Genomic DNA, 15,818 nt, shown 5'->3' with positions numbered 1-15,818 from the left:
CGTATGCTGTTTTTAGTGTTTCGTTTGCTTCGCTCCATCCGTTCTCATCCTTGAGATAACGTGCAATTCCAGCTTGCTGTTGAGCTAAACAAAGTTTGTATTTATCAATATTCATGCTTACCTCTGGATGTGCGAAATCATCACTTATCGATTGATAGCGATTGTTATTGAAAGTGTTCTGGTGTTGGTGCGGTGGGTTACTGCTGACCGAGGGCTTTTGCGATGACGGCGTCAGTGATGTCTAAATTGTCGCCACTGTCCTGTTTGTAGCTTGCAACTATGTTTCGTAGTCGAATGAGCTCACTTAATAACTCTGGTGCTGCTGCGATTAGATGGGCGTTGGCTTCATGTTCATCCTCGTAAACATCATTTGGAAGCCCATGATGGGAATAATTAACTAAGGCAACATGTTTACTTTCAGAATTAATGCCGGTCATACTCCATTCATCAATCACCCACGGCCCTGGCGTTCCTTTAAATTCCATATCACCCCCTAGCCTTTAATATTGCATATGCTTCATTAAAAACATCTTTATCTACCCACAAAACCAAAGCTTCTTCATCTAAATCAGCATCAGTAACAAAAGAGACTGTCGTGTTATCAGTGCTTTCTTTTATAGCAGTTATAGTCTTTGATAAAAGCTGGAAAGATATATTTTCACTTCCGATTTCATTAATTAAGTCAGATATAGAAATCATTTATTACTCCTAGCCTTTAACATTGCATCTGCCATTTGGTAAGCATCATGAGCTAAATCATCAAAGTCATATCCACAATTAGGATTAGATTTAGCAGCTTGCATATACTTAGCAGCGAAATAGTCTCGCAAATTCATACCTTCCTGCGCTACAAACTGCATATCTGGATGCCCGCTTGCAGGAAAAGCCGCGCCACCTGCTTTATCTGTCATACTCCCTCCGTTATTAACTAAACACGATGCTACTTGCTGTTTGATAGGTCGTAAAACACGCCGTAGGTTATCTCTTCAAAGCAGTCTGGAATACTTGGTTGTTTATCCATACCTCTTTCATGATTTGGTATGGCGCAAATAAGAAAGCTTTTATCTGTTTGTGGATATCCGACAATCGTCTCTAGCATTCTCATGCCAGCGCCGCTTCCATGTTGACTAATAGAACAGCATTGAATATCGAACTTATTGATGATGTAGTCTCTAAAAGATAGTAAATCTTTGAGCTTCTTATTGAGTTCATCTTTCGCTGAGTCTAGTGCGGCGTTAAACTCTTTACCTTTCTTCGAGTTAGCTTTGGCTCGAATAACTTTTAACTCGCTAGTTCGCTGAGATTCTTTAACTGCAAAATCGAATTCTTTATCTACTGCAAAAGCAAATGCGCGAATTGTTGTTCCATTTTCACCCCATGAATTACTAAAGCTAACTCCTTTAGCCCCAACGCTTTCAATGGCTTCATTGAGAAGCACCTGCCGTTTAGCTTGGATTTCGTCGGTTTCTTTTTTGATTTGCTCGGTAGCTTCTTTGCTAATTTTATAAAATCGATAATCCCTTGCTTCCATCTCTATCTCCTATCTATTAATCAACTCACCACAGCCCACCTTGATGGACTGTAATTAGTTAACTGTGCCTGCTTTTAACCACGTCAGGCGAGGTGGTTTCCTTCCTTTCCACAGTCAAGGAAAATTGATATATTGATTATTCCACAGTCAAAATAAGGAATGTTTTAAATGGCAAATTACTTCATAAGAATTGAAATTTATGATGCAGGAATTGAGCAATACGAAGGGCTTCATGAATCAATGCAAACGCTAAATATGCTTAAGTACGTAAATGGCTCAAGTATACTTGATGCAAGAGCGCTTCCTGATGGGTGTTATTTTGGTTCCTCAGCTCTTACCACTGAAGATATTCGCAATACAGTTGTGACAATAGCTAGAGTTTTTTCCTCTAAGGAACCATCCGTGTTCGTTGCTCAAGTTAGTAACTGGGCTGCTAATCTGCACCGATTAAGTGACCCGAATTATCAGTAGGGCTTATGCCAACCTGACCACTTCCACATAGTTCAGGTTTAGGTTCTTCACTTTCCAAGGTCACAAATGCTTTTCTAACTCTGTGACCTAATTCTAAAATTTCATCACGAGTTAATTTAAAGTTGTGTCGATAGCTGTCTATCAGCATGGTGGACAGAACCTCACGAGCTGCCCGTTGCGATTCTTCGGTTAGGTTGGCGAATGTTGGATTAAAGATGCTATCCGTTGCCAATTTAGCAGCATCCAGCGCTCTAATTTCTTCCGTTTTTACCTTTAGCACATCAGCAAGACCTTTCATTGCTGAGATTGTTTCTTTTTCTACCTGTTCGATATTCATTTTCTATCTCCTATTTAACGTGCCGTAACACTTCCATCACTCATAATCGGCTTGCGTAGCCGTGGTTGCTTGCGTGTGTCTATGCTCTAGCCGTTACTTCGCCAGACTCTAATAACGTTCCTGACTTACGATATTTAGCCGAGTAAATACTAGAATTTGGTAAGCAGGTATTATCTGCTGAGTCATAAACTTTAGTGCTGCGAATTGAAATTGCTTTTTCAACTCGGTTTACCTTTACTGTCTCAATAGCTGGTAATATTGAATTCAGTTTCAATTCAATTTCCTGCCTTGCTAAAGCTTCAGCTTTTCTTCTTGCGTGACGTCTATTTGCAGAAGTGCCGCGCAAAAACTCAGGCTTGCGTGATTTTTTCACTGTGATAGTTGCCATATATCCTCCAAACAATCGGTTTTAGTGAGCACAGGGAATCGAAACCCTATATTATTTCTGCTTATACATGGATTAATCCCCATGTCGGGGCGGGACTCTCTGGTGTGAGTGAACACCCTGCGCTCATTAAAACCTTCTGAGAAGGTTGTCGCTTTATCAGCGACTCCATTCTGATAGCTAAACTAAATTGCTATCAACGTTGTTAAAGAACTAGGCGTATATTTCATGTTGCTTGCCTTCGATGTGATAATAATATGCATTTTACGCAAATGCGTCAAGCGCATATTTGAAAATAAATATATGCGCATATAGCGTTTTCACGCATACTCATGATTTTGTTTATAAATTAATTTTATTTATTTTCTTGATGAGTGAGGAAAATCACACTGGCGGGGAATTGCGGGCACAAAAAAGCCCTCGCGGGGAGGGTTGGGTGTAGGTAATTTTTGAGTTTTTTTCAATTAAAGGTTAAACTTAATAGTATTATTTGGTGGGTACATTGGTTAACTTATTTATATTATTATGAAAAATGCAACAGAAATTAAAATTTTATTAAGGAATTGGATTGCTACTAGCGGGTATTTCGATTTTCATGATAATGACGTCTTAATTGACGAGTTGTGTTTTTATGAGAAAAAAAATAGAGCTGACGTTGTTTATGCTAATGGTAAGCTTACAGGGTTTGAAATAAAATCAGAATCAGATTCATTGGCTCGGTGGGGTAATCAGCATGATGCCTATTTGAGGTTATTTGATTCTGTATGGTTATGCTGCCATCATAAGCACGCATTAAAAGCTATCGAGTTATCAGAAAAAAATGTAGGCATATTAATCTTAGATAATTATGGACAAAATATAACCATACTTAGGGAGGCTAAGGTAAATAAATTTATTGATAAGTTTGAGGTTATATCTCTTTTGTGGCGAGCTGAGCTTGATGAGCTTTGTGCCGAGAACAATCTAAAAATAAACAGAAAAGAAAGAATAAATGAAGCTAGGCATAGGGTTTTATCCGAGCTTCATTTTGATCTTATTAAGAATAAAGCTTTATCTTGTATAAAAAATAGATACAGAGAAAAGGATTATTCTTCATCATCATAATCACCACGGGGAGATTCACTATCTGCGCTTAGGTTTAGTATTCTAAGTATTTCCTCAATGTGTATGTTTGTTTTATATCCATTCCAAGTTCCGCTGTGCCCGTATCCATCACTCGATGCTGATATTTTAACAATATTTTTTGTTCCCCAGCAAAAATCATCAAAAAAAGCATTGGATACTATATTTCTAGCTATATCTTTATAGACAGAATATTCTTTATCTCCGCCGGATTTTATTTGATGCCAAATTCCGTCATTAAAATATGTGGCGCTAGGGATTATTTTCATACCTAAAATGAATTCACTGGGTGCCTGCGGAGAGCTAGCGGAGAAATCACCATAGATTAAATTGATAGGTGTTTTATTTTGATTGATAGCATTTAATTGCCATACCAGATCAGTACATGAAGAAGTTATCCATGTATCTTTTTCTGTTGGCTTCGTGTGTGGGAAAGATGAACTCAACAGTATAACTCGCTTCACCCCTCTTTTGTTTATTGTATCTAGCGCGCTATCAATAACCTCACTGTTTGGTAGTGGTAGGTTGTATATTGATCCATAGTTAAGAACGACAATAATATTTTCATTGTCAGCAAATAAACATAGCAAAATATCAAGGATACTTAGATTATTTTCGATTCTTGGGTCTAAAACAATGGCGACAGTTTTGTAAGATGATTTTAGATTCATTAGTAGCTGTATGATATTCTTAAGATCATCATTTCTATTCCAGCTTACCGAGGGGATGAGATTTTCGTTAATTTCATATATCTTTCTATAGAAATCTATTTTCCTACTAAAGCTATCCGATTGGTCAGTTAACCCATGATATTCATTATATTCCGATACAGAATCAGCCTCTACCCTTGAGGCATCAACAATAAATTCATCCCCATCCCAATTAGGGATAAAGCCATCGACTAACTGGTCTCTTTTTACCTCTCCAGTTTTTGGTGAAAAAACCGTTCCAGTAGTTAGTATTATTGGAATAACGCGTTTTTTACTTTCAGGATATAACTCAGCTAAAGCCTTCAAGTCATTTAGCCCATTTTTTATACATGGTGCATATATCTTATTCATAACATCTTCCTTTTTTACATAAAAATCACATTCCCTAGTTGTTTAATTTCATTATTATTTTTCTTGTTATTAGCTTTGGTTGACAAAATCGCGTCAACCAAATTTCAATTTTACTGTTGTTTTGTCAACCACACCCTAAAACGTGTCGTCAGGCCACTGAGACTTCACTTAATCAATGGCGGCACTAAGCTTAGCTTTGTTTCACGTTCCCATTTATCAATATACTTAGTGGGCTTAACAATAGCGGCTACATAATGCATCTTATCAATTTGGCTCGGATCTAGTGTTATAGGCTTATGTGCATTGTTTATACTAGTGAATTGATAATCACCATCTCGAGTTTTATTGAATATCTTGATCATATTGTGCCCTTCGAAGGTACGAACAAAAACTTCATCGCCAGGCCTTACGCCGGTATTAGGCTCAACCACTACATATTCACCAGATTGAATTCTAGGCCACATGCTATCGCCTTTAACCTTCAATCCATAAGCATCCTTATCATCGCTGTAAATCTTTAGCCAGCCGTTGTGCTCTTCCATCATGTCTACTGCGCCATCGATACCTAAAATAGCCTCACCGATAACCTTAACTATGCCAGATGGCATTTCACCGATGTATTCAATTTCGTCTGGTTTTACTGGATCTTCAGTAAATAAATCAGCAACCGTGACTCCTAGGGCTGACGCTATTTTCACTAGCGTGTTTTCTGAATAGCCTTGCTTATTGGTTTCTAGGCGAGAGATATTGCCCACATCACTACCAATAGCTGTGGCTAGTTCAAGGATTGTCATCCCTTTGCTTTTTCGTATTTCGCGAATTCTAGTTCCTATTTTCATGCCTTAATTCAACTTTATTTATGCGTATTACACAAAGCGTATTGCGCATATTTTTACTTGTGATAATATGCGTGTAGCGCATCTAAAAGGAGTGAGATATGCAAACACCATTAAGAAAAATTCGCTTAGAAGAGCAGCTAACAATTTCTGAAGTTGCCAACGCCATCAATTGTGATGTTGGCAACTTGAGCAGATTAGAGCGAGGAACTCAGGCTGCTTCATTAGAATTAGCAGAAAGATTAGCGAGATTCTACGGCGATAAAATTACAGAAATGCAAATTCTGTATCCAAAAAGATATATGTAAAAAAACTGTTCTTTAACAATCGCAGGGTTATTTACTGCTACGGAGTCGCTGATAAAGCGACAGATTTACCAAGCAATACACACTCACAGGATCGTGAGCAACGGACTAACTACGTCAAAAGGAATTTAACAAATGGACACAACAAAAAATATCAAAATCACATGTAAACCAGAAACACTCGAAACCTATTTCTTTCAAATGATGTTTAAAGATGGAAATGACGGGTTCGCTAAAGCAATGGGCATTCACCCGAGTTCAGCAAGTAGAGAGAAGAGTCGCATATTCAGCTTGGCTTGTAAGGCTATAGCTCGTTATGGCTTACCTACTGAAGCTGTATCAATGCCTGAGAATTCTAGAAGCGTAGTGATTGAAGGTGACTATGCAGAACGGTTAATTCAGGCGCTGGAAAGAAAGGGGAAGGTAAAAAGAAATGCCTCAAATCTGGCACAAGATGAGGCTCAATTGAATCTAATTTAAAAAAACTAATTATCGGGAGTAATTATACATGAGAAACAAATTTAATTACAGCGCTGTGCATAAAAACGTCATGCGTGATCGGGCTAATCGCTCGGTCACTGAGCAGGGAGCTAAGGCGCTCAGGTCAGCATTGGAAGATGCAAAATTACGGCTTGAGCATCGTCAGGAAGTAATCGGAGGGAAACGGCATGAGTAACGTTGCATACGCTGATTTTAGCAACCAACGACAGCAAGAGAGGCCGAAAGTGGCAAACCTTGAAGATGGCTATACCAGAATTGCGAATGACCTTCTTGAGGCTGCTATGTCGTCTGATTTGACAGCTAGGCAATTAAAAGTATTTCTGGCGATAGTTAGAAAAACATACGGGTTTAGTAAAAAACTGGACCGCATAACAAATACTCAAATAGCATCAATGACAGGCATTCATCACACTCATGTATGCAAGGCCAAAAATGAAATGATAGCTATGAATATTGTTATTTCATCTGGTAATCAAATAGGAATTAATAAGTCGTTCAATGAGTGGAAATTTGATATTAGCCAAGTTAGCGAAACATTAGCTAAATCAGCTAATGAAAGATTAGCTAAAGTAGCTAACGAGGATAAGCCAAGTCAGCTAAACACAAAAGAAACTCTTTCAAAAGAAAAGAAAGAAAGTAATACACCCCTTACCCCTCAAGAGGTGAAAGGGGGAGAATTGACTAAGCCTTCTAAACGAAAATCTCAACCAGTTAACTACGACGAATATCTCAATGCCTACAACGAGGAAGTTGGAGATAGATTACCTCATGCTGTTGAGGCCAACGAGAAACGTAAAACTCGGATCAGGAAAATAATCAAAAACCTCGCAACGCAAAATGTTGATGGGTGGCGGGCCTATGTTCGAGCCTTTGTGAGAATGGCTAAGCCATTTTATTTTGGTGAAAACAATACAGGATGGACCGCAGACATTGATTATTTACTGAGAGACACAACCCTGACAGGGGTTCGTGAAGGGAAATTTGCTGACAGGGGATTCTAATGGTCAACAATCAAATCGAAGCAAGCGTAATTGGTGGCTTGCTGAAAGACGGATTAACACTCAACGCATCAGATGTACTCGCCACTTTAAAACCAGAAGCATTCGGTTCTCATTTCTACCGAGAAACCTACAAAGTTATTCAGAAGCAAGCCAAAACTCGCGGTATGATTGATTTAATGATGGTTGCCGAGGCAATGGGTGACAAACATTTCGCTGACATCATGGAAGCCGCCAAGAACTGCCCAAGCGCAGCAAACTTGAAAGGCTACGCTACGATGGTGACTGATAACCACAATCGACGTGAAATGATTAGCTTGATGGACCAACACCGTCACATTATCGAATCTGGCACGATTGACGCAGCCGCTGAAGCAATGGACCAGCTCATCAAAAAGGCCAATGAACTACGGGCCGCTAACGATGAAATTAAACCAGTACACACCAAGGACCTGATAGCCGATTTTACGGAAGTGTTAGAACAGCGCTTAACCAATGGCGATGAATCCGACACGCTGAAAACTGGTATCCCTGAACTTGATGAAATTACTGGCGGTATCAACACAGTGGATCTCGTTATCGTTGCGGCCCGTCCTGCAATGGGTAAAACCGAGTTTGCATTACGAGTAACCGAAGGCGTGGCTTCACAAGTCGATAAAAAAACGGGCCATAAGAAGGGCGTTCTGATTTTCTCAATGGAAATGAGTTCACGCCAAATCATGGAGCGTCAAATTGCTGGGGCATCGGGCCTATCAGTTTCATCACTGAGAAACCCTGCAAAAATGGATGATGAAGGATGGGCCAGAGTTTCAAATGGTATCGGTAGGGTCCAAGATTTGGATGTATGGGTTGTCGATGCAAGTAAACTCGACGTGGACCAAATAAGGGCCATAGCAAAACGCCACAAACAACAATATCCATCACTAGCATTAATTCTTGTTGATTACTTGGGCCTGATAGAGAAACCGAAAGCAGAGCGTAACGACTTGGCGATTGGTTATATCTCATCAAACCTCAAGGGAATGGCTAAAGAGCTACTAACCCCAGTTATCTCACTCAGCCAACTCTCACGCGATGTTGAGAGGCGACCAAACAAACGGCCCGTTAATGGTGACTTGCGCGACTCAGGAAGCATTGAGCAGGACGCAGACTCTATCATCATGCTTTACCGTGATGCGGTTTATAACGAGAACTCATCAGCGTCCCCATATGCTGAAATTATCGTGACAAAAAACCGATTCGGCAAAACAGGGACCGTATACCAGCGATTTAAGAATGGTCACTTTATGGATGTGGACCAGATGGAAGCCGCTAACGCTTGCCTACAAAGCAGCGAACCTCAACAACGCCGATTCCAAGGCGCAGACGTGTAACACACCAAATCATAAGGACTTCTAGATGAGATGGAGAAGGAAAATTTATTCACCAAGTGCAAGCAGCTAACCGAGGAAAACAGGGAGCTAAAAACCGAAAGGATTATCTCAAGAATTAAAATATCAAACCAACGATTAGAAATTGAATCACTCCAGCGAGAACTGGAAATTAAAAACTTCGATGTTTCTTGCATCCCACCGATACAAATCACCTCACAAGTTACTGAATGGCTTTCTGAGTACGGAATGCCGTGGGAAGTGTTTTATTGCGACAAATGCAAAAGTTGGTTTACTGAGCTAGATACTTTATTTCCTTGGGGTATTGATAACAGCGGTTGCAAGTGTGACCAACAAGAGGATTGAGTGATGAAAGGAACAACGTTAACAGAGCTGAATGACGCATACGAAAATCAAGCGATGACATTAGCTCAAAGAACATACAGCGCAGCAGGCTGGAAAGGGTATGACATATTCTTTTGTGAGCTAGCAATTAACAAAAAGAAGCTAATTCCACGCGGCAAGACATTCATTCGATTATTAACTTTATGCAAACAGGCTGATTTTTATGACTAAAGGAACAGACTATAAAACTCTGATGTGGGCTTATGTGAATGAGTCTAGAAATCGCAAGAGAAAATATCTTAAGCAATGCAAAGATTATAACCGCAAATTTAACAGCAACTATCGCAGTGAAAAAGTATTGAAAAAGTTGCTACGTCTTGATTTTCAGAGCTTAACGGGAGGCATCTAATGCAGGGAACTAATTGGGTTAAGTGTAGTGATTCACTGCCAAATATGGATACGCCAGTATTCGCTGGATGGTTTTGGAATGGCAAGTTTGTATTTGGTAGATTCGTCAGATGTGAAGAACACGGTGATGAAGGCTGGATTTGGCTATGGTCTATTTGCACAGGGGATTATTTAAGTGATGAAGGTGATTGGCTGTTAGACGATGATTACTCAATGATAACGCACTGGATGCCCTTGCCACTCCCACCAATGCCAGAGGGTGAATGATGGAATCACCACTTGCACGAATGATTAAGCAGCAGGTATTCGACGCTAACGTTGACAGGCTAGTAGAACTCAATGATGAGCAATGGGATTTCATACTGAATGACCAAGACGAACGCGCATGGTCTGGCGGTAACTACTACGGTCACGATTATGACGAATGGGAAATTTACATCGCCTACGATATCAAATATGTGAAAACAGGATTACGGGAGCCGTTGTTATGAGCGAACTCAAGAAATGCCCGTTTTGCGGGGACGCAGCATACATTCAAAACTGGAGCATAAAAGCTCTTGGGCGCGATAGGTTTTCGGTTGCATGTAACCGATGTGAAGTGGCAACTTCAGTATATAGCACAAAACAGGAAGCAATCGCAGCATGGAACAGGAGAGCTAACAGTGAGTGATGGAATCATACATATCAGCCGCTATCGAATGTATCGGCTCAGATTAAATGACGGTCGATATATTTACATGTCATGGCATCCGTATTGCGGTCCTACTATTTTCAAAGACAAATACGAAACACGATGGATTGAAAATTGGTACGAAGATGAGCAAATTGTTGATGCTGTAAACTGGTTCGTTAGCCGAGGTAAGAAAGCATAGGAGGTTAACTTGGAAATAGAAATGGTCAAATGCGCCAATGGCATATTTGCACCAGCATTCGAACACGACCTACCACGTTTAACAAAATTCAAAAATGGCGAGATGTACACCTTCAGCGCCAAGCTCACAAGAAACCCCGCTTTTCATCGAAAGATGTTCGTATTCTTCAAGTTCTGTTTCGACCACTGGTGCGCAAATAAAGCGGGACTCGACTGTATGGACGAGCATAGCCAATTTGAGCGCTTCAGGAAGGATTTGACGATACTTGCAGGATTTTATGAGCAAACGGTAAGGCTAAACTGCGATGTGCGTACAGAGGCTAAGAGCCTGTCATTTGCCAATATGGATTCAGATGAATTCGAACGCTGTTACAAAGCCATGATTAACGCAGCAATAAAACACATTTTCAGAGGATGCAATGAAATCACTGAGAATCGGTTACTGACATTCTTTTGAGGAGCAGCAAGAGAGATGAACAAACACAAAATTGCATTGACTGGGCTTGCTCTGTTAATGGTTTCAATGGCAGCACAAACGGCATCATGGGCTATCAATCATAGCCGAAGTTGGTACAGCTACCCCACATCAACCAAGCACATCACAGGTCACGCAAAGATAAACAGAGCAGCCAAGAAGCGGAGGGCGAGAAAGTGAGTAAATGGAAGAAGCTAAAACTCAACTGGAAAAGTTATCTAATAGCCTACTCAGTCACCACATTATGGATTTTGTTTGTACTCCCGTTTTATGGGTTGATTATTTTGCTGGCTCAAACCTTCTCACGGATTGGTGATTTTTTCTGGAGCCTAGATTCTAGATATAGGTCAGTGCTTAAAATGGTTGATAAATGGTTAATTAAAGTAACTAAATTAAGGGGGTGTGATGATTAGAACTCGACACGTAATTCTATTCTTTTCGATTGTTACTTTAGCGATGGGGTTTATGTATGGCTAACTTACGCAAAGAAGCAAAAGGCAGAGAATGCCAAGTCAGAATACCTGGAGTGTGTAACGGCAATTCTGAAACCGTAGTGGGCGCTCATTATCGAATGTCTGGATTATGTGGCACAGGATGCAAGCCTAGCGATTTATTTATAGCGTGGGCATGTGGCGCTTGTCATGACGAAATAGACCGCAGAACGCGAATCACGGACGCTGAATACGCAAAGCAATGTCACCTAGAGGGGGTTATTCGAACTCAGGCCATATTGCAAAGTGAGGGGAAGATTAAGGCATGAATGAATATCACCTCAAATTACCGTGGCCACCGAGCAATAATACCTACTGGCGACACTGTAGAGGCAGGCACTACATATCACCAAAAGGCACAAGCTACCGAAAACAAGTAACAGATTACATAGAGCAGCAAAACCTAGATATCAAAACCACTTCCCGCATCAAAATAGTCATCACAGCAAATCCCCCAGACAAACGAAAAAGAGACCTCGATAACTTGCCTAAAGCTGTTTTCGATTCGCTTACTCACGCCAATTTTTGGGATGACGACGAGCAGATAGATGATTTCCGAATAAGGCGCGGAGAGAGAATTAAAGACGGCTCCTTGGATATCACAATATGGGAGATAGGCGATGCAGACTGAAATAACAACTATTCCAGCGTTACTTGTCAAGACGCACGGAAATATGAGCGAAGTAGCAAGACGACTCAATTGCAATAGGGCAACAGTCAAGAAATATTCTGGTGATGTATTTAGTTTTGACCACGCGATTATAAATGGTCGACTGATGACTAAGTATAAACATGCGAAGGGGGCTAAATGAGAAACGATGAACCGTTTTATTTACTCGCTCATTATTCAAGTAAAAACGAACTGCGGCGCGTGTGGGGCTCTGGAAGAAAGAATGCACTAGAAAGCAAAAGAGCATGGGTTCGTTATATGTTGATGACTTGGGGTAAGGTTTATGGTGGCGATGATTATGCAGAAGGTGGTGAGTGTAGTGTAATCGGTCGACTCATGATCCGTTCTGATTGGAGTGAAAACGAAGGGAAAAGGATTATTGGTGTTGTTAATGATTTACATAAGATGGGGTACAGGGGGGATGAGTTATTTAAAAAATCACATGAAATACTCAATCCAAAAGCAAGTATAAGCGACCTCATCGCTCTCGCCAAAGAATCAGATGATGCCGCTTTCATTGAATCAGTAATTAACAAGACATTCAAACTAAACAATCCAATCCGTCACGTAGCAATTAAACGTTATTGCGACTGCAAATACACGCAAAAGATGGCTCGTGAATTAACCTTCAAGAAAAAGATAAGCATACAGCAAAGCACAAGGCGCATTGAATGGGCTTTGGATTTACTGGAAGAAGAGCTTTTCTATGCAATTAAACGCGAAGAGGAGAATATAGTTAATGTAAAATAACAATAAAATAGAAAATATTTCTAATATCTATTGCAATTGCGAAATTTACATGTATAGTTTGTGATAAGCTCACGGCATTAAAACACAGAGCGGTTAACAAGTTCAAAATAGAGCCTCACTTCGGTGGGGTTTTTTATTGGGTGAATTCCAACCACCAAAAGATATTTGGTAGTTCAAAGTATCCTGTAGCCATAGAGTATTGTTAGCGCAATACAGCCAGACTGAGCTATATCAGTCACCCATTCAAGAGGTCGCCTAGTGCGGCCTTTTTTCGTATACGCCGCCACAGAATCAATCACCCTCGTTATCAATTAACACAAGAGCTGTGCGCGGCTATCTATTAACTAAAACACAGGTGTTATATATGCCAAGTACCGCAGCTGGTGCTATCGTCGGCGCAGCAGGCGGTGGTGCAATCGGATTAATGACAGGAAGCTTTGACTACGGTGTAATTACAGGTGCAATTATTGGCGCAACTGTTGCAGTCATAGCCTCAAAAGATAACAACAAGAAAAAGGTTCTGTTATTTATCTTATCGTTTTTAACTGGCGTTCTTATCTCTGAATCAGTAGAGCGAATAATTGTAGCTGAGACGGGTTATGAGATAGGTAAAACATTAACTGCCATTCTGGTTTCAGCATTATTCATTTCATTGCTTCTCATTATTGCAAGTAGCGAAACGCTAACAAAGGCCATTAGATGGCTACCAAGACTCATTGAGAATAATTTCTCCGTATTGATGAGCACCTTAACTGAAAAGTGGAGGGGCAAGAAATGAGTTATCAGGAGATTATCAACTATGCGAATGTAGTCGTGTTAATTCTCATGGCCATTCGTGTATTTCTATGCAATTACGCTCGCCACAGAGATTCATTTATCGGCATGGTGCTTATCTGGCTTTGTATATGGCAAAGCTACCAATTAATAAAGCCTAATGATTTCGATACGAGCTTATCTAACTTACTCGGTGATGTGTTCATCTGCGTTTTGGTTTTTGCAGCTAAAGGCAACATCATGCAGGTATTCAAGAAGGTGAAAAATGAGCAACTTCAAATTCAGCCAGAGAAGCGAAAATAACCTTAAAGGCGTCAACCCTGATTTAGTAAAAGTTATTCGCCGCACACTGGAAATAACACCTGTCGATTTTATTGTCATTGAAGGTCTACGAACTCAAGAGCGACAAAAGCAGCTGGTTGCAGAAAAGAAATCACAAACTATGCACAGTCGCCACTTAACAGGTCATGCAGTAGACATTATTCCAGTGAATACTAAATGGCAGATTGATGAGTTTAAACCGCTACTGAAAGCGGTCAAGCAAGCCTCGGATGAGTTGGGTATTAAATTACGATTTGGTATCAACTGGAAGAATGACCCATCACTACCAATTGAAACTAAGTTCATTGATGCGCCTCACGTTGAGATTCCAGCATGACAACGCTAGCTAAAGTCTTGGCTGGTGCATGCGCTATCTTAGCTTTCTGGCTTTGGTGGGTAATGGGTAGTTATGGTGACCTGAAAGGTGATTACTCAACACTGAAGGATAAATTCAGCGAGCAAGTGGCTATCACCGCAGACTACGAAAAGCGCATCAACTCCCTTCACGAACTCGACACCAAACATACAACGGAGCTCACAAATGCAAAGAGTGAAATTGACCAGTTGCGTATTGCTGCTGAGCGTAATCCTGAGCGGGTGTACATCAGAGCCAGTTGTCCGAAAGGCGAAAGCAATACCACCTCCGGCTTGGATGATGGAGCAGCCGCCAGACCTACTGACTCCGCTATCGGAAATTATTGGTTACTCAGGCAACGAATCGCAGAGTCCAAGCAAATGATACTTGGCTTGCAGGATTACATTAGAACGGAGTGTTTACGATGAATGAAGCAAAACCACAAGATGGTAGTAAAGTGCAAGGCTATAAGAAGTTAAGCGATGAGGATATTGGCAATATGAATAAGCTAAAAGGGATTAGTCGACAATTTATTGCGCAATTAGACTCCCTTTCTGTGGATGACTCCGTAGACCATCGCTGGCTATCAATCGCTAAAACTGAAATGCAAAAAGCTTGCATGTCTGCTTGTCGCGCTGTTGCTAAACCTGATGATGATTGCTAGCCGACAAGAAAGCAATACGGGAAATTGAACAACAACGACAGGTGATGAAATAAAAAAAGCCCGGCGAGATTAACGGGCTAAGCGAGAAAAGTACAATGATTGAGTTACCGAATGTCACTATACAAATAAGGTATTTCCGCATCCAAACAAAAAGTATCTTTTTTAATATCAAAAAGATATAAACTTTAAATTCAAATGATTGAGAGCGAAACAAAGATAAAACAATGGTTTAACTAACTATAACTAATAAAATGATTTAGTAAGTAATAATCGAACAACAACGAGCCTCGCAATAGCGGGGCTTTTTAATGCATAACCCCGACAAGGTAAGCGTCGCATTGTCGCTGTCTCATATGTTAGCTGTGACCCATCTTCCTTTTGTGGGTAGCGCATTCTGAGAATCAAAAACAATGAATCCGGAATTAATTCATAGCGTAGTAGCAACGTCAGCTATCGGAGAAGAAACGGCGTGACTATGGAGAGACATAACCACTCACACAAGCAAGGTGAAACAATGAAAGAAATTACACCCAAGCAACAATTGGCATTAGAAATATATCGGATGGTTGGCAGAGACTCATCAGCTACACAGGCAGCGATGGAGTTTATTGGCGATAGTCAAATCAAAGCTGAATTATTCAAAGATATGTATAACGCCAGCCAGACTGAATCTCAATTCTTAGCACGTGCGCAAAAAGCAGTGCGAGAAGTAAGCCAAATACTTGACCTGTTCGCAGAATAGTTAATTACACAGCTCATTTACGAGTGGGCTGGATA

At 40.5% G+C, this 15,818-nt stretch carries 32 protein-coding genes; 24 read left to right on the top strand and 8 right to left on the bottom strand.

Annotated elements, in window-relative coordinates:
• Positions 1 to 197: 197 nt before the first annotated feature.
• Genes ABE954_RS17150 through ABE954_RS17135 form a run of 4 tightly spaced genes read right to left on the bottom strand, consistent with a single transcriptional unit; the run spans position 198 to position 1,531 of the window.
• Positions 198 to 485, bottom strand: coding sequence for a hypothetical protein (locus tag ABE954_RS17150; protein WP_371025623.1), 288 nt, complete (start codon positions 483 to 485; stop codon positions 198 to 200).
• A 1-nt stretch (position 486) separates the two neighbouring features.
• Complete coding sequence (locus ABE954_RS17145) at positions 487 to 699, bottom strand: hypothetical protein (protein ID WP_129467332.1); 213 nt, start codon at positions 697 to 699, stop codon at positions 487 to 489.
• A complete protein-coding gene (locus tag ABE954_RS17140; protein WP_371025622.1) occupies positions 696 to 911 on the bottom strand; it encodes a hypothetical protein in 216 nt (71 codons plus the stop codon). The genes ABE954_RS17145 and ABE954_RS17140 overlap by 4 nt, the downstream gene beginning before the upstream one ends.
• Before the next feature lie 29 nt (positions 912 to 940).
• Complete coding sequence (locus ABE954_RS17135; RefSeq protein ID WP_371025621.1) at positions 941 to 1,531, bottom strand: DUF5420 family protein; 591 nt, start codon at positions 1,529 to 1,531, stop codon at positions 941 to 943.
• A 168-nt stretch (positions 1,532 to 1,699) separates the two neighbouring features.
• Here ABE954_RS17135 and ABE954_RS17130 point away from each other — a divergent pair, with 168 nt between their 5' ends.
• Positions 1,700 to 2,002 (top strand): hypothetical protein, encoded by a 303-nt coding sequence (locus ABE954_RS17130; protein ID WP_272683450.1) that lies wholly within the window; start codon positions 1,700 to 1,702, stop codon positions 2,000 to 2,002.
• On the opposite strand, the gene ABE954_RS17125 is transcribed toward ABE954_RS17130, so the two are convergent.
• Positions 1,965 to 2,339 (bottom strand): hypothetical protein, encoded by a 375-nt coding sequence (locus ABE954_RS17125; RefSeq protein WP_371025620.1) that lies wholly within the window; start codon positions 2,337 to 2,339, stop codon positions 1,965 to 1,967. The two genes, ABE954_RS17130 and ABE954_RS17125, sit on opposite strands and share 38 nt — an antisense overlap.
• A 79-nt stretch (positions 2,340 to 2,418) precedes the next feature.
• Positions 2,419 to 2,727, bottom strand: coding sequence for a hypothetical protein (locus tag ABE954_RS17120; RefSeq protein ID WP_371025619.1), 309 nt, complete (start codon positions 2,725 to 2,727; stop codon positions 2,419 to 2,421).
• A 522-nt stretch (positions 2,728 to 3,249) separates the two neighbouring features.
• On the opposite strand from ABE954_RS17120, the gene ABE954_RS17115 reads away from it, so the two are divergent.
• The gene (locus ABE954_RS17115) at positions 3,250 to 3,828 is read left to right on the top strand and encodes a sce7726 family protein (protein WP_221078510.1); all 579 of its coding nucleotides are present in this window, start codon (positions 3,250 to 3,252) and stop codon (positions 3,826 to 3,828) included.
• Here the strand turns inward: ABE954_RS17115 and ABE954_RS17110 are convergent.
• Positions 3,810 to 4,907 carry a hypothetical protein gene (locus tag ABE954_RS17110; RefSeq protein WP_272686313.1) on the bottom strand — a complete coding sequence of 366 codons (1,098 nt, stop codon included), beginning with the start codon at positions 4,905 to 4,907 and terminating at the stop codon, positions 3,810 to 3,812. The genes ABE954_RS17115 and ABE954_RS17110 overlap by 19 nt on opposite strands.
• Positions 4,908 to 5,071: 164 nt before the next feature.
• Positions 5,072 to 5,746 (bottom strand): XRE family transcriptional regulator, encoded by a 675-nt coding sequence (locus ABE954_RS17105; RefSeq protein ID WP_371025618.1) that lies wholly within the window; start codon positions 5,744 to 5,746, stop codon positions 5,072 to 5,074.
• A 98-nt stretch (positions 5,747 to 5,844) separates the two neighbouring features.
• Here ABE954_RS17105 and ABE954_RS17100 point away from each other — a divergent pair, with 98 nt between their 5' ends.
• The 22 genes from ABE954_RS17100 (at position 5,845) to ABE954_RS16995 (ending at position 15,783) form a co-directional block, all read left to right on the top strand.
• On the top strand, positions 5,845 to 6,051 hold the full coding sequence (locus tag ABE954_RS17100; protein WP_105881154.1) for a helix-turn-helix transcriptional regulator: 207 nt from the start codon (positions 5,845 to 5,847) through the stop codon (positions 6,049 to 6,051).
• A gap of 132 nt (positions 6,052 to 6,183) precedes the next feature.
• The gene (locus ABE954_RS17095; RefSeq protein WP_371025617.1) at positions 6,184 to 6,528 is read left to right on the top strand and encodes a hypothetical protein; all 345 of its coding nucleotides are present in this window, start codon (positions 6,184 to 6,186) and stop codon (positions 6,526 to 6,528) included.
• 188 nt (positions 6,529 to 6,716) lie between these two features.
• Positions 6,717 to 7,550, top strand: a complete 834-nt coding sequence (locus ABE954_RS17090) for a replication protein (RefSeq protein WP_371025569.1) — start codon at positions 6,717 to 6,719, stop codon at positions 7,548 to 7,550.
• Positions 7,550 to 8,920, top strand: a complete 1,371-nt coding sequence (locus tag ABE954_RS17085; RefSeq protein WP_371025616.1) for a replicative DNA helicase — start codon at positions 7,550 to 7,552, stop codon at positions 8,918 to 8,920. Before ABE954_RS17090 ends, ABE954_RS17085 begins: the two co-directional genes overlap by 1 nt.
• Before the next feature lie 30 nt (positions 8,921 to 8,950).
• Positions 8,951 to 9,283 (top strand): hypothetical protein, encoded by a 333-nt coding sequence (locus ABE954_RS17080; protein WP_371025615.1) that lies wholly within the window; start codon positions 8,951 to 8,953, stop codon positions 9,281 to 9,283.
• A gap of 3 nt (positions 9,284 to 9,286) precedes the next feature.
• On the top strand, positions 9,287 to 9,493 hold the full coding sequence (locus ABE954_RS17075; RefSeq protein WP_371025614.1) for a hypothetical protein: 207 nt from the start codon (positions 9,287 to 9,289) through the stop codon (positions 9,491 to 9,493).
• 177 nt (positions 9,494 to 9,670) lie between these two features.
• The gene (locus tag ABE954_RS17070; protein ID WP_371025613.1) at positions 9,671 to 9,937 is read left to right on the top strand and encodes a DUF551 domain-containing protein; all 267 of its coding nucleotides are present in this window, start codon (positions 9,671 to 9,673) and stop codon (positions 9,935 to 9,937) included.
• A complete protein-coding gene (locus ABE954_RS17065) occupies positions 9,934 to 10,161 on the top strand; it encodes a hypothetical protein (protein WP_272677581.1) in 228 nt (75 codons plus the stop codon). The genes ABE954_RS17070 and ABE954_RS17065 overlap by 4 nt, the downstream gene beginning before the upstream one ends.
• The gene (locus tag ABE954_RS17060; RefSeq protein WP_371025612.1) at positions 10,095 to 10,340 is read left to right on the top strand and encodes a Lar family restriction alleviation protein; all 246 of its coding nucleotides are present in this window, start codon (positions 10,095 to 10,097) and stop codon (positions 10,338 to 10,340) included. Before ABE954_RS17065 ends, ABE954_RS17060 begins: the two co-directional genes overlap by 67 nt.
• A gap of 211 nt (positions 10,341 to 10,551) precedes the next feature.
• A complete protein-coding gene (locus ABE954_RS17055; protein ID WP_371025611.1) occupies positions 10,552 to 10,998 on the top strand; it encodes a DUF1367 family protein in 447 nt (148 codons plus the stop codon).
• 15 nt (positions 10,999 to 11,013) lie between these two features.
• Positions 11,014 to 11,196, top strand: a complete 183-nt coding sequence (locus tag ABE954_RS17050) for a hypothetical protein (protein WP_371025610.1) — start codon at positions 11,014 to 11,016, stop codon at positions 11,194 to 11,196.
• Between the two features lie 4 nt (positions 11,197 to 11,200).
• Positions 11,201 to 11,332 carry a hypothetical protein gene (locus tag ABE954_RS17045; RefSeq protein WP_371025609.1) on the top strand — a complete coding sequence of 44 codons (132 nt, stop codon included), beginning with the start codon at positions 11,201 to 11,203 and terminating at the stop codon, positions 11,330 to 11,332.
• Between the two features lie 153 nt (positions 11,333 to 11,485).
• Positions 11,486 to 11,776 carry a DUF1364 domain-containing protein gene (locus tag ABE954_RS17040; protein WP_210815435.1) on the top strand — a complete coding sequence of 97 codons (291 nt, stop codon included), beginning with the start codon at positions 11,486 to 11,488 and terminating at the stop codon, positions 11,774 to 11,776.
• Positions 11,773 to 12,138: a RusA family crossover junction endodeoxyribonuclease gene (locus ABE954_RS17035; RefSeq protein ID WP_210815436.1), complete on the top strand. Its 366-nt coding sequence runs from the start codon at positions 11,773 to 11,775 to the stop codon at positions 12,136 to 12,138. The genes ABE954_RS17040 and ABE954_RS17035 overlap by 4 nt, the downstream gene beginning before the upstream one ends.
• A complete protein-coding gene (locus ABE954_RS17030) occupies positions 12,128 to 12,319 on the top strand; it encodes a protein ninH (RefSeq protein WP_198861224.1) in 192 nt (63 codons plus the stop codon). Before ABE954_RS17035 ends, ABE954_RS17030 begins: the two co-directional genes overlap by 11 nt.
• On the top strand, positions 12,316 to 12,927 hold the full coding sequence (locus ABE954_RS17025; protein WP_230233087.1) for a hypothetical protein: 612 nt from the start codon (positions 12,316 to 12,318) through the stop codon (positions 12,925 to 12,927). Before ABE954_RS17030 ends, ABE954_RS17025 begins: the two co-directional genes overlap by 4 nt.
• A 364-nt stretch (positions 12,928 to 13,291) precedes the next feature.
• The gene (locus ABE954_RS17020) at positions 13,292 to 13,705 is read left to right on the top strand and encodes a putative holin (protein WP_071548375.1); all 414 of its coding nucleotides are present in this window, start codon (positions 13,292 to 13,294) and stop codon (positions 13,703 to 13,705) included.
• The gene (locus ABE954_RS17015; RefSeq protein ID WP_371025608.1) at positions 13,702 to 14,004 is read left to right on the top strand and encodes a hypothetical protein; all 303 of its coding nucleotides are present in this window, start codon (positions 13,702 to 13,704) and stop codon (positions 14,002 to 14,004) included. The genes ABE954_RS17020 and ABE954_RS17015 overlap by 4 nt, the downstream gene beginning before the upstream one ends.
• The gene (locus ABE954_RS17010; RefSeq protein WP_371025607.1) at positions 13,967 to 14,359 is read left to right on the top strand and encodes a M15 family metallopeptidase; all 393 of its coding nucleotides are present in this window, start codon (positions 13,967 to 13,969) and stop codon (positions 14,357 to 14,359) included. Before ABE954_RS17015 ends, ABE954_RS17010 begins: the two co-directional genes overlap by 38 nt.
• Positions 14,356 to 14,805, top strand: a complete 450-nt coding sequence (locus ABE954_RS17005) for a lysis protein (RefSeq protein ID WP_371025606.1) — start codon at positions 14,356 to 14,358, stop codon at positions 14,803 to 14,805. The genes ABE954_RS17010 and ABE954_RS17005 overlap by 4 nt, the downstream gene beginning before the upstream one ends.
• Positions 14,802 to 15,041: a hypothetical protein gene (locus ABE954_RS17000; protein ID WP_371025605.1), complete on the top strand. Its 240-nt coding sequence runs from the start codon at positions 14,802 to 14,804 to the stop codon at positions 15,039 to 15,041. The genes ABE954_RS17005 and ABE954_RS17000 overlap by 4 nt, the downstream gene beginning before the upstream one ends.
• A gap of 475 nt (positions 15,042 to 15,516) precedes the next feature.
• A complete protein-coding gene (locus ABE954_RS16995; protein WP_371025604.1) occupies positions 15,517 to 15,783 on the top strand; it encodes a DUF2560 family protein in 267 nt (88 codons plus the stop codon).
• The last annotated feature ends 35 nt before the right edge of the window (positions 15,784 to 15,818 follow it).

Origin of the sequence: Providencia sp. TYF-12, assembly GCF_041344805.1 — a bacterium.
In the GTDB taxonomy this organism is placed as follows: domain Bacteria; phylum Pseudomonadota; class Gammaproteobacteria; order Enterobacterales; family Enterobacteriaceae; genus Providencia; species Providencia huashanensis.
This window is presented reverse-complemented; position numbering and strand designations above follow the sequence as displayed.

Bases quoted from the DNA above. Each gene is read 5' to 3' on its own strand.
- ABE954_RS17060 (WP_371025612.1), top strand. From the start codon at position 10,095: ATGGGAAATTTACATCGCCTACGATATCAAATATGTGAAAACAGGATT.
- ABE954_RS17035 (WP_210815436.1), top strand. From the start codon at position 11,773: ATGAATGAATATCACCTCAAATTACCGTGGCCACCGAGCAATAATACC.
- ABE954_RS17020 (WP_071548375.1), top strand. From the start codon at position 13,292: ATGCCAAGTACCGCAGCTGGTGCTATCGTCGGCGCAGCAGGCGGTGGT.
- ABE954_RS17005 (WP_371025606.1), top strand. From the start codon at position 14,356: ATGACAACGCTAGCTAAAGTCTTGGCTGGTGCATGCGCTATCTTAGCT.
- ABE954_RS17025 (WP_230233087.1), top strand. From the start codon at position 12,316: ATGAGAAACGATGAACCGTTTTATTTACTCGCTCATTATTCAAGTAAA.
- ABE954_RS17120 (WP_371025619.1), bottom strand. From the start codon at position 2,727: ATGGCAACTATCACAGTGAAAAAATCACGCAAGCCTGAGTTTTTGCGC.
- ABE954_RS17110 (WP_272686313.1), bottom strand. From the start codon at position 4,907: ATGAATAAGATATATGCACCATGTATAAAAAATGGGCTAAATGACTTG.
- ABE954_RS17135 (WP_371025621.1), bottom strand. From the start codon at position 1,531: ATGGAAGCAAGGGATTATCGATTTTATAAAATTAGCAAAGAAGCTACC.
- ABE954_RS17085 (WP_371025616.1), top strand. From the start codon at position 7,550: ATGGTCAACAATCAAATCGAAGCAAGCGTAATTGGTGGCTTGCTGAAA.
- ABE954_RS17000 (WP_371025605.1), top strand. From the start codon at position 14,802: ATGAATGAAGCAAAACCACAAGATGGTAGTAAAGTGCAAGGCTATAAG.
- ABE954_RS17080 (WP_371025615.1), top strand. From the start codon at position 8,951: ATGGAGAAGGAAAATTTATTCACCAAGTGCAAGCAGCTAACCGAGGAA.
- ABE954_RS17010 (WP_371025607.1), top strand. From the start codon at position 13,967: ATGAGCAACTTCAAATTCAGCCAGAGAAGCGAAAATAACCTTAAAGGC.
- ABE954_RS17150 (WP_371025623.1), bottom strand. From the start codon at position 485: ATGGAATTTAAAGGAACGCCAGGGCCGTGGGTGATTGATGAATGGAGT.
- ABE954_RS17095 (WP_371025617.1), top strand. From the start codon at position 6,184: ATGGACACAACAAAAAATATCAAAATCACATGTAAACCAGAAACACTC.
- ABE954_RS17100 (WP_105881154.1), top strand. From the start codon at position 5,845: ATGCAAACACCATTAAGAAAAATTCGCTTAGAAGAGCAGCTAACAATT.
- ABE954_RS16995 (WP_371025604.1), top strand. From the start codon at position 15,517: ATGGAGAGACATAACCACTCACACAAGCAAGGTGAAACAATGAAAGAA.
- ABE954_RS17145 (WP_129467332.1), bottom strand. From the start codon at position 699: ATGATTTCTATATCTGACTTAATTAATGAAATCGGAAGTGAAAATATA.
- ABE954_RS17105 (WP_371025618.1), bottom strand. From the start codon at position 5,746: ATGAAAATAGGAACTAGAATTCGCGAAATACGAAAAAGCAAAGGGATG.
- ABE954_RS17115 (WP_221078510.1), top strand. From the start codon at position 3,250: ATGAAAAATGCAACAGAAATTAAAATTTTATTAAGGAATTGGATTGCT.
- ABE954_RS17040 (WP_210815435.1), top strand. From the start codon at position 11,486: ATGGCTAACTTACGCAAAGAAGCAAAAGGCAGAGAATGCCAAGTCAGA.
- ABE954_RS17090 (WP_371025569.1), top strand. From the start codon at position 6,717: ATGAGTAACGTTGCATACGCTGATTTTAGCAACCAACGACAGCAAGAG.
- ABE954_RS17030 (WP_198861224.1), top strand. From the start codon at position 12,128: ATGCAGACTGAAATAACAACTATTCCAGCGTTACTTGTCAAGACGCAC.
- ABE954_RS17125 (WP_371025620.1), bottom strand. From the start codon at position 2,339: ATGAATATCGAACAGGTAGAAAAAGAAACAATCTCAGCAATGAAAGGT.
- ABE954_RS17015 (WP_371025608.1), top strand. From the start codon at position 13,702: ATGAGTTATCAGGAGATTATCAACTATGCGAATGTAGTCGTGTTAATT.
- ABE954_RS17050 (WP_371025610.1), top strand. From the start codon at position 11,014: ATGAACAAACACAAAATTGCATTGACTGGGCTTGCTCTGTTAATGGTT.
- ABE954_RS17140 (WP_371025622.1), bottom strand. From the start codon at position 911: ATGACAGATAAAGCAGGTGGCGCGGCTTTTCCTGCAAGCGGGCATCCA.
- ABE954_RS17070 (WP_371025613.1), top strand. From the start codon at position 9,671: ATGCAGGGAACTAATTGGGTTAAGTGTAGTGATTCACTGCCAAATATG.
- ABE954_RS17045 (WP_371025609.1), top strand. From the start codon at position 11,201: ATGGAAGAAGCTAAAACTCAACTGGAAAAGTTATCTAATAGCCTACTC.
- ABE954_RS17075 (WP_371025614.1), top strand. From the start codon at position 9,287: ATGAAAGGAACAACGTTAACAGAGCTGAATGACGCATACGAAAATCAA.
- ABE954_RS17065 (WP_272677581.1), top strand. From the start codon at position 9,934: ATGATGGAATCACCACTTGCACGAATGATTAAGCAGCAGGTATTCGAC.
- ABE954_RS17130 (WP_272683450.1), top strand. From the start codon at position 1,700: ATGGCAAATTACTTCATAAGAATTGAAATTTATGATGCAGGAATTGAG.